The organism is Pseudonocardia endophytica, from assembly GCF_004339565.1.
Lineage (GTDB): Bacteria > Actinomycetota > Actinomycetes > Mycobacteriales > Pseudonocardiaceae > Pseudonocardia > Pseudonocardia endophytica.
In genome coordinates, this window is record NZ_SMFZ01000001.1 from 3993141 (window position 1) to 4006068 (window position 12928).

15 protein-coding genes are annotated in these 12928 nt (G+C 72.6%); 7 read left to right on the forward strand and 8 right to left on the reverse strand.

Features of this window, described 5'->3' with window-relative positions; genetic code table 11:
- Positions 1 to 86 precede the first annotated feature (86 nt).
- From EV378_RS18585 to EV378_RS18595, 3 genes are all read right to left on the reverse strand, one after another.
- Complete coding sequence (locus EV378_RS18585; RefSeq protein ID WP_132427100.1) at positions 87 to 806, reverse strand: TetR/AcrR family transcriptional regulator; 720 nt, start codon at positions 804 to 806, stop codon at positions 87 to 89.
- Positions 807 to 934: 128 nt separating this feature from the next.
- Positions 935 to 1690, reverse strand: a complete 756-nt coding sequence (locus EV378_RS18590; protein WP_132427102.1) for an SDR family oxidoreductase — start codon at positions 1688 to 1690, stop codon at positions 935 to 937.
- Between the two features lie 241 nt (positions 1691 to 1931).
- Positions 1932 to 2417, reverse strand: coding sequence for a DUF3291 domain-containing protein (locus tag EV378_RS18595; RefSeq protein WP_165922331.1), 486 nt, complete (start codon positions 2415 to 2417; stop codon positions 1932 to 1934).
- A 434-nt stretch (positions 2418 to 2851) separates the two neighbouring features.
- On the opposite strand from EV378_RS18595, the gene EV378_RS18600 reads away from it, so the two are divergent.
- On the forward strand, positions 2852 to 3127 hold the full coding sequence (locus EV378_RS18600) for a PASTA domain-containing protein (RefSeq protein WP_165922332.1): 276 nt from the start codon (positions 2852 to 2854) through the stop codon (positions 3125 to 3127).
- 147 nt (positions 3128 to 3274) lie between these two features.
- On the opposite strand, the gene EV378_RS18605 is transcribed toward EV378_RS18600, so the two are convergent.
- Positions 3275 to 3886: a CGNR zinc finger domain-containing protein gene (locus EV378_RS18605; RefSeq protein ID WP_132427108.1), complete on the reverse strand. Its 612-nt coding sequence runs from the start codon at positions 3884 to 3886 to the stop codon at positions 3275 to 3277.
- 65 nt (positions 3887 to 3951) lie between these two features.
- On the opposite strand from EV378_RS18605, the gene EV378_RS18610 reads away from it, so the two are divergent.
- A complete protein-coding gene (locus tag EV378_RS18610; RefSeq protein WP_243653541.1) occupies positions 3952 to 4839 on the forward strand; it encodes a haloalkane dehalogenase in 888 nt (295 codons plus the stop codon).
- Between the two features lies 1 nt (position 4840).
- On the opposite strand, the gene EV378_RS36785 is transcribed toward EV378_RS18610, so the two are convergent.
- The 3 genes from EV378_RS36785 to EV378_RS18620 all read right to left on the reverse strand — a co-directional run bounded on the left by EV378_RS36785 (position 4841) and on the right by EV378_RS18620 (position 7037).
- Positions 4841 to 4975, reverse strand: a complete 135-nt coding sequence (locus EV378_RS36785) for a hypothetical protein (RefSeq protein WP_279389639.1) — start codon at positions 4973 to 4975, stop codon at positions 4841 to 4843.
- A 4-nt stretch (positions 4976 to 4979) separates the two neighbouring features.
- Positions 4980 to 5768: a biosynthetic peptidoglycan transglycosylase gene (locus EV378_RS18615; RefSeq protein ID WP_132427110.1), complete on the reverse strand. Its 789-nt coding sequence runs from the start codon at positions 5766 to 5768 to the stop codon at positions 4980 to 4982.
- A gap of 474 nt (positions 5769 to 6242) precedes the next feature.
- Positions 6243 to 7037, reverse strand: coding sequence for an alpha/beta fold hydrolase (locus EV378_RS18620; protein WP_132427112.1), 795 nt, complete (start codon positions 7035 to 7037; stop codon positions 6243 to 6245).
- 208 nt (positions 7038 to 7245) lie between these two features.
- On the opposite strand from EV378_RS18620, the gene EV378_RS18625 reads away from it, so the two are divergent.
- Genes EV378_RS18625 through EV378_RS18640 form a run of 5 tightly spaced genes read left to right on the forward strand, consistent with a single transcriptional unit; the run spans position 7246 to position 11871 of the window.
- Positions 7246 to 8031, forward strand: coding sequence for a siderophore-interacting protein (locus tag EV378_RS18625; RefSeq protein ID WP_132427114.1), 786 nt, complete (start codon positions 7246 to 7248; stop codon positions 8029 to 8031).
- A gap of 52 nt (positions 8032 to 8083) precedes the next feature.
- A complete protein-coding gene (locus EV378_RS35395; protein WP_165922333.1) occupies positions 8084 to 8233 on the forward strand; it encodes a hypothetical protein in 150 nt (49 codons plus the stop codon).
- 18 nt (positions 8234 to 8251) lie between these two features.
- Positions 8252 to 10996, forward strand: coding sequence for an ATP-binding protein (locus tag EV378_RS18630; RefSeq protein WP_132427116.1), 2745 nt, complete (start codon positions 8252 to 8254; stop codon positions 10994 to 10996).
- A gap of 36 nt (positions 10997 to 11032) precedes the next feature.
- Positions 11033 to 11314: a hypothetical protein gene (locus EV378_RS18635; protein ID WP_132427118.1), complete on the forward strand. Its 282-nt coding sequence runs from the start codon at positions 11033 to 11035 to the stop codon at positions 11312 to 11314.
- On the forward strand, positions 11311 to 11871 hold the full coding sequence (locus tag EV378_RS18640) for a hypothetical protein (RefSeq protein ID WP_132427120.1): 561 nt from the start codon (positions 11311 to 11313) through the stop codon (positions 11869 to 11871). The genes EV378_RS18635 and EV378_RS18640 overlap by 4 nt, the downstream gene beginning before the upstream one ends.
- Positions 11872 to 11874: 3 nt before the next feature.
- Here EV378_RS18640 and EV378_RS18645 read toward each other — a convergent pair whose 3' ends face one another.
- Positions 11875 to 12918, reverse strand: a complete 1044-nt coding sequence (locus tag EV378_RS18645) for a GlxA family transcriptional regulator (RefSeq protein ID WP_132427122.1) — start codon at positions 12916 to 12918, stop codon at positions 11875 to 11877.
- Between the last annotated feature and the right edge of the window lie 10 nt (positions 12919 to 12928).

Sequence of the window (12928 nt, forward strand, 5' to 3'; positions counted from 1 at the left end):
CGTCGGGCGAACCGCGGAACCGTGGCGGCCGGGCCCGTGCCGAGCCAGGTCGACCGTGGTGAGCGCTGGCGGGTTCTGGCGGCGGGTCAGGTGGTGACGTCGCTGTCGGTCGGGCTGGTGCACCGCGCAATGTCGGTAAGCCACTTCTTGAGCAGCACGGTCTCGGGAATGCCGAGCACGGAGTTGTCGTCCGGTAGATCGAGCAGGGTGGTCGCCGCGTGGCTGGCGTCGGTGCGGCGGGGACCGGGGTGGCCGCCGGTGACCGCGGCGATGGTCGCTTCACGCATCTCGACGGACAGCTCCGGGTCGGGTTGTGCGGTGACGATCTGGCGCAGGGTGAGGCCGATGTTGGCGGCCAGGATGTGGGCCGCGGCGCGGTCGGGGTCGACGGCGAGACGCCCGCGGCGGGCGGCCTCGTGCGTGAGTGCGAGCAGGATGGTCGTCGGCCCGCTCTGCGCTGCGGGGCGGCGTCCGGGGGTGACCTGGCCGTACATCAGCGCGTAGAAGCCGGGGTTGGCGATGCCGAACGCGACGTGGGCGTCCCAGCCGTCGCGGATGTCCTGGATGGGGTCGCCACTGGACTCGTGCTTCTGCTTGGCGTCGAGGTACTGCTCGAAGCCGTACTCGATGACGGCGTCGAGCAGCCCTTCCTTGTTGCCGAAGAAGTGGTAGAGCGTGGGAAGGCGGACGCCCACGGCGTCGCAGATCGCGCGGAGCGGGACGGACTCCCCTGGTGATGCTGCGATCAGGTCGGCGGCGGCGCGCAGCAGGCGATCCCTGGTGCCGCCCGGCTCCTGATCTCCCACGATCCCACTCTAGGTCGGCCGGACGCGTTCGTGCGTCCGGCGGGGCGGCCGGCGCGCGCCCGACATGCGCGCACCGGCCGCGGGTGTTCTGCCCGGCCGGCGCGGTCCGCTCTGCCGGCGGGTGTGTCTCAGCGGGTGGTGTAACCGCCGTTGGCGAAGATCGTCTGGCCGGTGATCCACCAGCCCTCGGTCGCGAGGAACCGAACGATCGGAGCGATGTCCTCGATCTGGGTGAGCTGGTTGCCCATGGCCATCGACTTGTGGAACTCGACCCGTTCCGGTGTCTCCTGCGGGTAGAAGAACGGCGTGTCCATCGGGCCGGGGGCGACGCTGTTGACCGAGATACCGCGCTCGGCGAACTCCTTGGCCGCGGCCCGGGTGAAGTGCTCGACCGGGGACTTCCCGCCGGCGTAGGTGGAGTAGCCGTCGGTGAACGCGGCCAGCAGTGCGGTCACGATGGTGATCACCTTGCCGTTGTCGGCGAGCGTGCGGCCTGCCTCCTTGATGAAGAAGTAGGCGGCCTTGGAGTTGATGTCGAACATCGAGTCGTACTCGTCCTCGGTGGTCTCCACGATCGGCTTGCGCAGAACCTTGCCGACGGTGTTGACCGCCACGTCGATCGGGCCCAGGGCTGCGGACGCGTCGGCGAAGAGCCGCTCGACGTTGGCCGGCACGGTCAGGTCACCGCCGAGGAGCACGCCCCGGCCCCCGGCGACCTCGACCGCCTTGAGCGTCTGCTCGGCTTCCGGGCGTGACGACTCGGAGTTGTAGTGGATCGCCACGTTCGCCCCGGCCTCGGCGGCCTGGCGGCTGATCAGGCCGCCGAGGTTCTTCCCGCCGGCAGCGACGAGCACGTTCTTGCCCTGCAGTGTGTGAGTAGCCACGACTTCCTCCTATATCAAGTGACTACCAAGCTGTATCAGCTATATATAGCCCGTGTCGAGTGCGCTCTCGCGACACGGTCGACTCGACGTACGCCGCAGGTGACGGGTCGGCCCGCCGGTCGGCAGCGATGCTCGACCGGGCCGGAGGCGTGAGCCACTCCTCCCCCGGTTCCCTCGTCCTGGCCGCAAGCGGGGCAAGCGTGGCATCGCGAAGCGACGCCGGAGGCGGCTCTCGTGGCCGTCAGCGCGGCGTGGATGATCGCGGTCGAGTGGATGCGACGGGTGTTCCCGATGCCGCGAACCGGCACCGCAGGGAGAACGCCCGCGCCGTAGGCCCGTACGTCCTGAGGTGGCTGAGTCGCCGTGTCGCGTCGTTCGCGGTCGGTCGATCACCGGAGGTCACCCACCACAGCACCGTGGACGGCTGGCGGGTCTTGTCGAACCAGCGTTCCCGCTGCCGCAGGAAGTGGCCATGTCGGCTGCGGTAGACGAACTCGTGCAGTGATCTGTAGTCACGCCAGACCGAGAGGTTGAGGAACGCTGGTCCGGTGCCTTCTCGAATGACGCAGAGGCCGTGATCGTCGCCTGTCTGGAGGCGCCAGACGAAGCCGTCGCTGTGTTCGGCGAGGTGGTGGATCGGCGCGAGCGCGGTAACGAATCCGCGCATCGCCGGGTCGTCGAGCGGTGCGCGCAGGCTGGCGACGTTGGCCTGTGCGAGTTCGGGCACGCTGGCAGAGTACGGCCGGCCGGCCGTGATCGACCGTGTTCGGATTCGCTCAGTGATCCGGCGGCGCCCTTGGTCTTCCTGGAGCCGGATTCGGCAACGGCTGGAGGGCCGGCCGGGTTCCACTCGTGCATGCTCGTCGGACTGGGCACCGCTCTTCGAAGAGCAGGGCGCCGAGTAGCAGGCCGCGCTCCGGTAGCTGCGCCTGCGCCCGCGCGCCGAACGACACGCGACCGCTCTCCAGGAAGCGATACCCGCTCGCCGAGCTCCGGCTGAGCCCGTATCGCAAGCCCGAGATCATCCGTTATGCCCTCGCATACCCCTTCGTGGCCGAAAGGCGTCTCATGCGTATCGCACTCGTCCCCATCGCTGCCGTAGCTCTGGCCGTCGTCACCGGTTGTGGAGGCGGAGGCACCGAAGCGCCGTCCACCGTCACGGTGACCGCGCCCCCGGCGGCAGCTGCAGCACCGACGACATCGGCTCCTGCGCCCGCCCAACAGCTCCAGATCCCGGAGGTCGACGGCAAGAACGGCGCGATCGCGCTGGACGAGCTGCGTCAGGCCGGGTTCACGAAGGTGGAGCCCGCTTCGCGCGACGAGAAGGACCGGTTCGTCGTCAACCCGGCGAACTGGACCGTCACCAAGATCGAGCCGGGCGCCGGAGAGACGGTGTCCTCCGACTCGACGGTCGTCGTCACGATGACCAAGGAGTAGGTTCAGCACTGCCTGACGAGGCCGACCGGGTCGCAAGCGAGCCGCGGAGTAGCCGACGTCGGAGGCGTTCTGCCGTCCTCGGTTCATCGACTCCTTCGCCGCGGACGTCTTCGGTCGCAGCGTGGACAAGGGCCAGACCGGGACGCTCTACCTGGTCGTCGACCCGGTCCTGGGCTCGCCCGTGGCGGCGGCCTTCCTGCGGGCCCGGGACGCGCGCAGGTTGACCGCGTTCCCGCAGATCCGGACGTTGTGCCAGGCGCCGCTGTTGTTGCGCGAGCGGTCGTAGAACGCGACCGCGCAGCGCTCGTTGCGGCACGTCTTCAGCCGGCGCCAGGTGTCCGCCCGCTGCGCCTCGAGGACCTCGATCAGGATCCAGCTCACGGCCGTCCGCCACTCCTGACCACGCGGTGCCAGCGCGACCGTCCCGTCGGCGCCCAGCGACAGGGCGATCGGCGCGGTGCGCAGCTCGGGCCCACCGGCCTGGTCCGGGCCGGCCGCCACGCTCCGCAGGTCGGAACGGAGTGCCTGCAGTTCGTCGAGCCCCCGCTGGTCCAGGGCGACGTGCGGTGCCGGCCGCCCGGTCGCCTCCGCCCAGTCGGCGCACGCGGCATCCAGCCAGGGCTGGGCCTGCTCCAGCGACGACAGGAGGTCCGGCTGGCGCGGACGTCCGGCGGGGATCGTGTTCATCAGGTCCTGTACGAGAGCCAGGCCGCCGTCGGCCGGTACGCAGTCGTAGCGTGACGTGGCGGTCCAGGACATGGACCTCATGATACGGGCGACGTACCCTACATCCATTCGAGTATGTCGAGGATCGGAGCGGCCTCGTGGGCGAGTGGTCGAAGCAGTACGTCGAGGTCGAGGGCCGCCGGATGGCCTACGTCGAGTTCGGCGGAGGCGATCCGATCGTGTTCCTGCACGGGAACCCGACGTCGTCGTTCCTCTGGCGGCACATCGCGCCGGGCCTGGCCGCGCACGGGCGCTGCATCGTGCCCGACCTGATCGGCATGGGCGACTCCGAGAAGCTGCCGGACAGCGGGCCGGGCTCGTACCGGTTCGTCGAGCACCGTCGCTACCTCGACGCGTTGCTCGAGCAGCTCGGCGTCCGGGGGAACGTCGTCCTCGTGGTGCACGACTGGGGGTCCGCGCTCGGCTTCGACTGGGCCCGTCGACATCCGGGCGCCGTGGCCGGCATCGCCTACATGGAGGCGATCGTCTGCTCGATGAGCATCGAGGAGTGGGGACCGCGGGCGATCTTCGAGGCGATGCGGTCGCCGGATGGTGAACGGATGGTTCTGCAGAACAACGTGTTCGTCGAGCGCATCCTGCCGCGATCGATCCAGCGCACGCTGACCGACGACGAGATGGCCGAGTACCGGCGCCCGTATCTGACCCCGGGGGAGGACCGGCGGCCCACGCTCACCTGGCCGCGGCAGATCCCCTTCGACGGGGAGCCCGCGGACGTCGTCGGGATCGTCGACGACTACAGCGCGTTCCTCGCGACCTCACCGATCCCGAAACTGTTCGTGAACGCCGAGCCCGGCGCCATCCTGAACGGACGAGTCCGCGAGGTCTGCCGCGCCTGGCCGAACCAGATCGAGGTGACCGTGCCCGGCATCCACTTCGTCCAGGAGGACTCCCCTGCCGCGATCACCGACGCGCTGCTGAGCTGGCTCCCGCTCGTTCGGGCCGGAACCGCGGCGGCCGAGGGATAGATCAGTTCCGACGGACCCACAACCACGCGATCGACCCGGCCAGGAACAGGATCGCGCCGACCGTCCAGATCGGCGACGACTCGACGACGAACCCCGCGACCACCAGCAGGATCCCGACGAGCGCGACGACGTGCACCGCGCTACTCCCCGTTCTTGATCATGTCGGCGACGTCGGACGGCATCGTCCGGCACGACCCCGACCCGTCGGGCTGCTGGGACGCGGGCTCGGTGAGCCCGAGCCTGCGGGCGAGCTCCAGGTCGCCTCCGTTCTGCGCGATCTCGTACGCGACCGCGTCCCGCGCCCCGCGGATCTTCTTGAGCTCGTACCAGCCGTCGGGGTCGTTCGGGTTCATGTCGATGCCGCCGCCGGGCGCCCGGTGCGTGTGGATCGGCCCCGGGAGCACGCCCATGAGCTGCGCGGACTCGTCCTTCGTCAGGCGGTCCGGTGCGTGGTCGAAGTAGTACCAGGACGCGTCGCAGACTCCGTACAGGTGCGGTCCGAACTGCGCGACGTTCAGGTACAGCTCCAGCACGCGCTGCTTGGACACCGCGTGCACGAGCTGCTCGGCGAGGATCGCGTCCAGCCCCTTGCGCAGCGGGTCCTGGCTCGACCACAGGAGCAGGTTCTTGCTCAGCTGTTCCGGGATCGGCGAACCGGCCGGGTCCTTGTGCCCGCCGGCGAACGCGATCCCGCGGGCGGCGAACCCCGACCAGTCCAGCCCGGTGAAGCGGTCCGGCAGCTCGGCGTCCTCGTGCGCGAGCGTCGCGTTGACCATGTAGAGGTTGACGTACTCGAGGTCGACATGGTCGTTGATGAACGAGCCGCCGGCCAGCATGTACGTGGTGAACGGCGGGTCGAACGCGCCCAGCGACAGGAAGTAGGCCTCGGCGGCGCCGTCGAACAACAGCCCGATCAGCAGCGTCCACACGAGGATGCGCCGCGCGCGACCGCGCCGTGTCGTCGACGTCCGCGGCGGCGACCGGAACCGTCGGACGCGTCGTCGCAGCAGGGAACGGAGCCGGTCGATGCCGTCCCACGAACGCCGGCTCGGGCGGGGCGGAGCGACCGGATCCGGGTAGACGACCGGCGGCGGGGCGCCACGCAGCGGTGATCCCGGGCGCGGACCGCGGTTCAGCGATCCGCGCGGCGGTGGGCCCGGTCGAACATCCGGGCGGGGTGCGCGGGGCGGTGGCGGGCCGATCGGCGGTGTCCGGCGACGGGGCGGCAGACCTCCCGGCGGTGCGCCGGGAGGCATCCGTCGGTCGCGTCGATCAGACACCCGATCGGCTTGCTCTCGCCGGCACGATCCTCGAATCTACCGACCCCGGCGGACGCCGTTTCGCGCAGGCCGTGCCGGCGATCCGTCCGGGCAGGTCACGCGCGGTGCCACCGCCACGGCCCGTCAGGATGTCGCCGCGGCCACGCGTCGGACCAGGTCACGGACGGTTTCGAGCGTCTCGTCCGGATGGTCCAGTTGCAGGTTGTGCATGGCCCCGGGCCATGAGACGAGCTCCGCCCCGAGTGCCTGCGCGACCCGGGTGTGGGAACGCCGGATGGAGTTCGACGGCTTCCGGTCGGCCGTGACGACCACCGCCGGGATGTGGCGGGGCAGATCCGACTCGCGCATCCCGGCCGACAGCTCGGTGATGCCGTGGACCGAGCGGGCGAGCCTCGGGAGGTCCAGGTCGCCGATCTTCCGGTGGGCCGCCTCGCAGTCCGGACGCAGTGTGAGCTTGGCGCGCTGGCGGGCGAAGGACCGACCGAGCGAGGCCGACAGGAGTCGCCGCAACACGGTGACCCGGCACAACCTCTCGGTCAGGCGCATGGAGCGTTCGAGGCGCGCGCAACCGCTTGCGTCGTTGACCGGGGTCGGGTCGAGCAGGACCACGCCGGCGAGGACGTCGGGGTGGTCGCGGGCCAGCAGCGTCGCGACGCCGCCGCCGAGGCTCTGCCCGACCACGACGACCGGGCCGAGGCCCAGCTCGCCGATCAGCGACGCCAGGTACGACGGGGCGTCGGCGAGCGATCCGTCCACGGTGGACGTTCCGGTGCCGGGCCGGTCGTGCAGGATCACGCGGCAACCGGGATCGGCGACCAGGCCCTCGACGAGGCCGGGGAAGAACCCGTCGACCTCCTCGGCGCCGCCGGGAAGCAGCATCACGGGCGGTCCGGAGTCTCCGACGACGCGGGTGGGCATGCGGACGATCCTGGCACGACCGGCGGTCCGGACGCCGTGGGCGACATGGCCTCCCGCCGCCGCGTACTCCGCGACGGGCCGGTCGAGGGGCCGGCCGCGGGACTCCGTTGGGCAGCTCGTCGGTGGACGGTTCGTCCGGACCGGGCAGGACGTCGACGAGTGGCATGATTAGGTTAGGGTTGCCTGAGTTGAGGATTCGAGGGGTGCGATGAGCTTCCGTGACGGCCGCAGTATGACGACGCTCGCCGTCGTCGAGACGATCCGCACCGAGCGGGTCGGGCCACACATCGTGCGTGTGACCGTCGGCGGCGAACAGCTCGACGCGCTGCCGCGACACGGCTACGACCAGTGGTTCCGCATGTTCCTGCCCAGCTCCGGCGGCGAGACCAGCTTCGAGCTGCCCGCGAAGCTCGACATGGTCGGCTACTTCCGCTACCTGCGGATGCCGAAGGCGACCCGCCCGCCGATGCGCAACTACACCGTCCGCGCGTTCCGCCAGGACGCCGGTGAGCTGGACATCGACTTCGTCGTGCACGGCGAGTCCGGTGTGGCCGGTCCGTGGGCGCAGCGCGCGACGCCGGGCGAGCGGGTCGCGCTGCTCGATCAGGGCCGTGGGTACGACCCGCTGCCCGGCGCCGCGTCGCACCTGCTCGCCGCGGACGAGTCCGGGCTGCCCGCCGTCGCCGGCATCCTGCGCGACCTCCCCCGCGACGCGGCAGGCGTCGCGTACCTGGAGATCCCGCACGCCGACGACGAGCAGGACCTCGACGCACCGGACGACGTCGACGTCCGCTGGCTCGTCCGTCCACAGGGGGCGCGTCCGGGGTCGGTGGCGCTGGCCGAGATGAAGGCCCAGCCGGTGCCCGCCGGCCCGCTGTCCGCGTACGTCGTCGGCGAGCAGAAGCTGGCGACCACTGCCCGTAAATGGCTGACCGGGGAGAACGGCGTGCCGAAGGCGAACGTCACCTGTCAGGCGTACTGGCGGCAGTCGTAGTCCACAGGTCTGTCCACAACGTGGATCACCGAGGGTGAATCCGGGTACCCCGTTGGCGGCCGACAGCGCCGACGCCGTCCTCATCGGACGGACGGCGACGACGGACGAGGTCGCGGCGTTCGTCGCGTTCCCGCTCGGCGACGGGGTGCCCTTCGCGGCCGGCGCCGAGACGACGCTCGACGGGGGTTCCACGGCGTCCTGACGGCACTACGCTCGCCCGGTGGCGAACGGGCTGGTCGGGCGCGGTCGCGAACTGGCGTGGCTGCGCGCCGCCGCCGGACCCGTTCCGGACGCGCGACCGCGTCTGGTCGTCGTCGAGGGCGAGGCGGGCATCGGGAAGACCAGGCTGGTCCAGGCGTTCGCCGACGGGCTCGCGACGCCGGTGCGCTGGGCGCAGGGCGTCGAGGAGGGCGGCCCGCCGTTCTGGCTGTGGAGCCGGCTCGTGCCCGAGGTCCGGCCGGACGCCACGGCCGACCGGTTCACGCTGTTCGGCGAGCTCCGCGCGGCGCTCGCCTCCGACGGCGGCCTGCTCCTCGTCGTCGACGACGTGCAGTGGGCCGACGAGCCCTCGCTGCTCCTGCTGCGGATGCTGCTGCGCGACCCGGGATGCCGCGGCCTGGCCTGCGTCGCGACGCGACGGACCGGCGAGACCGGCCTCGGCTGGGAACGGGTCGGGCCCGACCTGCTCGGTGGCACCGACGTCGAACGCCTCGACCTGCGTGGTCTCGACGACGGCGCCGCCGTCGAGCTCCTGACCGCCGCCGCGGGCCGCGACCCGACGGCGGACGAGTCGGCACGGGCGACGCTCGCCGCCGCGGGGAACCCGCTGTTCCTGCGCGAGCTCGGGCGTCTGCTCGCGTCCGGGGCACGGGCGTCCGGTGACGGGATCGCGGGCGTCATCACGGCCCGCATCCGGCGGCTCGACCCGTCCGCACAGGAACTCCTGCGTGCCGCGGCGCTGCTCGCCGAGACGTTCGAGCTGGCCGTCGCGGCCCGGCTCGTGGACCGTCCGACCGCGGCGTGCCTGCCCGCGGTCGGCCAGGCGCTGTCCGCCGGCCTGCTCGACGAGAGCGGGTCCGGCCGGTTCCGGTTCGCGCACGGCCTCGTCCGGACCGTGCTGGCCGAGCAGATCCCGCTGCAGGAGTCGGTCGTGCTGCACCTGCGCGCCGCGGAGGCCGTCGAGGACCTGCACCGTCACGACCTGGCCCGGGTGTCCGCGGACGTCGCCCGGCACCGGATCGCGGTCGCCGTCGCGGGGGACCGCAGGCCGGCCGTCGACTGGGCCCGCCGGGCCGGTGACGACGCCACCCGGGCGCTCGCGCACGAGGAGGCCGCCCGCCTCTACGGCGCGGCCCTGAGCTGCGGCGGAGACATTCTGGAGGCCGGGGAACGAGCCGAGATACTCGTCGCGCGGGCCGGCGCCCAGATCGCGGCGGGCCGGTTCTCCGAGGCGTTCGACGACTGTGGGCAGGCGGTGGACCTCGCGGGCGGCGCCGGCCGGGAGGACCTGGTCGCCTCCGCTGCGCTGACGCTCGACGCCGTCGGGAACCAGGCGTGGGACCGGACGCTGCAGGCGTGGTGCGAGCGTGCACTCGAGACCGTCACCGCGGGTCCCCGGCACTCCCGGTTGCAGGCCCGGCTGGCGGAGGTGCGCTACTACGGCGGCGACCGGGCGGGCGCCGACGCGCCCGCCGCCCGCGCACTGGAGACGGCGGGCGAGGACGGGAACGCACTCGTCGCAGCGCTGCGGGCCCGTCAGCTTCTCTGCACCGGACCCGACCACAGCGACGAGCGCGCCGACCTCGCCGGGCGGATGACCGCGCTCGGTGCGCAACTCCGACGTCCGGACGTCCAGATGTGGGGGCACCTCTGGGCGATCGACGTGCGGTGGGAGCACGGCGATCTCACCGGCATCGAGACCGAGCTGACGCTGCTGCGCTGGTGCGTCGGCCGGGTCCGCAGCCCGCTGGCCGGCTGGCACCTGCTGGTCGGACGCGCGGCGCTGGCGCAGGCCCGTGGCGAGCTCGCCGCGGCCGTCGAGCTGGCCGACGAGGCGTTCCGGCTGGTCGCGGGCACTGGCCACCCCGCGGCGCACGGCGCGCGACTGGCCCTGCTCGGCGCCGTCGGTCACCACTCCGGACCGCCGCCGGACACGTTCGGTCCGCCCGGGTCGGCGGCCGACGTCGGCGAGCCCCGTGAGTCGCTGTTCGCGCGGCTCGGCCCCGCCGAGGCGCTCGCCGCGACCGGCCGCCTCGACGACGCGGCCCACCTCTACGGGCTCACCGGTCCACCTCGCGACTGGGACGTCCCGCCCTACTTCGAGCTGCCGGCATTCACCGTCGGCGCCCGGATCGCGATCGCGCTCGACCGGCGCGACGACGTGGCCTGGTTCCGATCCATGCTGGAGGAACGACGGTCCGGTCACCTGGTCGGCGGAGGCGGCGTCGCGAGCTACTCGGGACCGGTCGACCTCGTCCTCGGCACGTGCGCGGCCGCGCTGGACGACGTCGACGACGCCGTCGAGCTGCTGTCCTCCGCGCTCGCGACGTGCGAACGGATCGGCGCACCGGGCTTCGCCGTCGAGGCGATGGTCGAGCTCGCGACGGTTCGGCTGCGGCGCAGGGAGAGCGACGCCGCCCGCGCTCTGCTGAACCGCGCGCGCCCGACGGCGGAACGCCTCGGTATGGCGCGGTGGGTGTCCCGGATCGACGCGCTGGCGGGAGCTGACGCCGGGCCGCTGACCGCCCGCGAGCAGGAGGTCGCCGGGCTGGTGGCGCTCGGACGGTCGAACCGGGAGATCGCGGAGCAGCTCGTGCTGTCCGAGCGCACCGTCGGCAACCACGTCCAGCACGTACTCGGGAAGCTCGGCTTCGCCCGGCGCGGGCAGATCGCGGCCTGGGTCACCGCGCGGATGAGTACGCCGTCGAGTACTTCGCCCGACGTCACGGGGCGCCGCCGTCCCTAGCGTTCCGGTCTCGTCCATCCCAGGAGGAGGCCCGGAATGAGCTACGTCCAGATCACCCGCACGCCCGGCCACGGCCGGGCCGAGTACGACCGGGTCCGGCGCGAGATGGGACCCGCGACGCCCGCCGGTCTGAGCGCCCACCACGTCGGCGTCGTCGACGGTGCCCTGGTCACCGTCGACGTGTGGGACTCCCGCGCCGCCGCCGACCGCTTCGCCGCCGAGACCCTGTTCCCGGCGATGGAGCGGGCCGGCGTCAGCCCGTCGGCGACGACCGGCGTCACCGCGTTCGAGTCCGACCAGAGCGGGGTGCCGGCATGAGCGCCCGGACCCTCGCGTGGGTCGCGGCGGTGGTCACCGGCCTGGCCACGCTGTACATCGTCGGAGCTCTGTTCGGGATGCGCGACGTCGTCGGCGCCGAGTACGGGCGGAGCGTGATGCACCTCGGCGAGCTGGCGGCCGTCGTCGCGCTGGCGCTGTGCGGGGCGGCCGGTGCCGGGTGGCTGGGTCGCATCGGGCTCACCCTGGCCGGGATCGGTCAGCTGCTGATGGCGGTGGCCGAGCCCATCGGGTCCGCCCCGGCGGGCACCGTGCTGTTCGGCATCGCGCCGAACCTGACCGGGCTCGGGCTGATCCTGGCGGGTATCGCCGTGATCCGGACCGGCGTGTGGACCGGGTGGCAGCGCTGGATCCCGCTCGTGCTCGGGATCTACACGTTCGTCCCGATGACGCCGATGATCATCGTCTCCGGTGGTCCGCCCGCGCCGCTCGCGCTCGTCGGGCTGCTCGGGTGGGAGATCCTCTGGGTCCTGCTCGCGACGGCGGTGCTGACGGCGTCGACGGCCGACCTGCGACGCCCGGCCACGAGCCCGGCCTGACGGTCAGGGTGTCCGGGCCTGGGCCGCCCGGAACCGCGACGGCGTGATCCCGTAGCGGGCGACGAACGCCTGCCGCAGCGACTCCGCCGACGTCAGCCCGCAGCGGTGCGCGACGGTCGAGAGCGGCAGGTCCGTCGTCCGCAGCAGCTGCGCGGCCGCCTCGAGCCGGATGCGGCGGATCACGGTCGCGGGCGGCTCGCCCAGCTCGGCGACGAACAGGCGGGTGAGCTGGCGCGTGCTCACCCCGGCGCGCCGGGCCACGGCGCCGGTGCCGAGATCGTCGTCCGGATGCGCCGCGGCGTGTTCGACGGCCGCGCGCACGGTCGCGTCGTCGGCCCGCCGGGACGTGGTGAACAGCGTCATCTGGGCCTGGTTACCCGGCCGCTGCATGTAGGTGACCAGGCCGAGCGCCACCCGTCGGGCCAGGTCGGCGCCGTGGTCCTCCTCGACGAACGCGAGTGTGAGGTCCAGCGCGGCGGTGACCCCACCGGACGTCGCGACCCGCCCGTCCCGGATGAAGATCGGGTCCGAGTCCACGGTGACGTCCGGGTAGGCGCGGGACAGCGTGCGGGCGTACCGCCAGTGCGTGGTGGCGCGCCTGCCGTCGAGCAGGCCGGCCGCGGCGAGCAGCGTCGCGCCCGTGCAGACCGAGGCGACTCTCCTGGCCGGACCGGCCAGCCGTCGGAGATGGGCGATCAGGTGCCGGTCCGCCGCCGCGGCCTCGTGCCCGTTCCCGCCGGACACGACGACGGTGTCCACCGGCGCCGCGACGTCGGCGATCGCGCTCTGGGCGACGAGCTGCAGACCGGAGTCGGAGCGGACGACGGCGCCACCGGGCGTCGCGAGCGTGACGTCGTAGGGCGGGTCAGCGCCGACCGTGTTCGCGAGGTTCAGCGCGCTCGTCACGCAGGAGACGTCGAGCAGCTCGATTCCGTCGTAGGCCAGTACGGCGACGCGCCGACCCCGGGAATCCGGACCGACCTCCCGGGATTCCGGCCGGGACCGCGGACCACCGCTGCCGCGACCAGCGCCTCCCTGATACCCCACAGGGGTATTC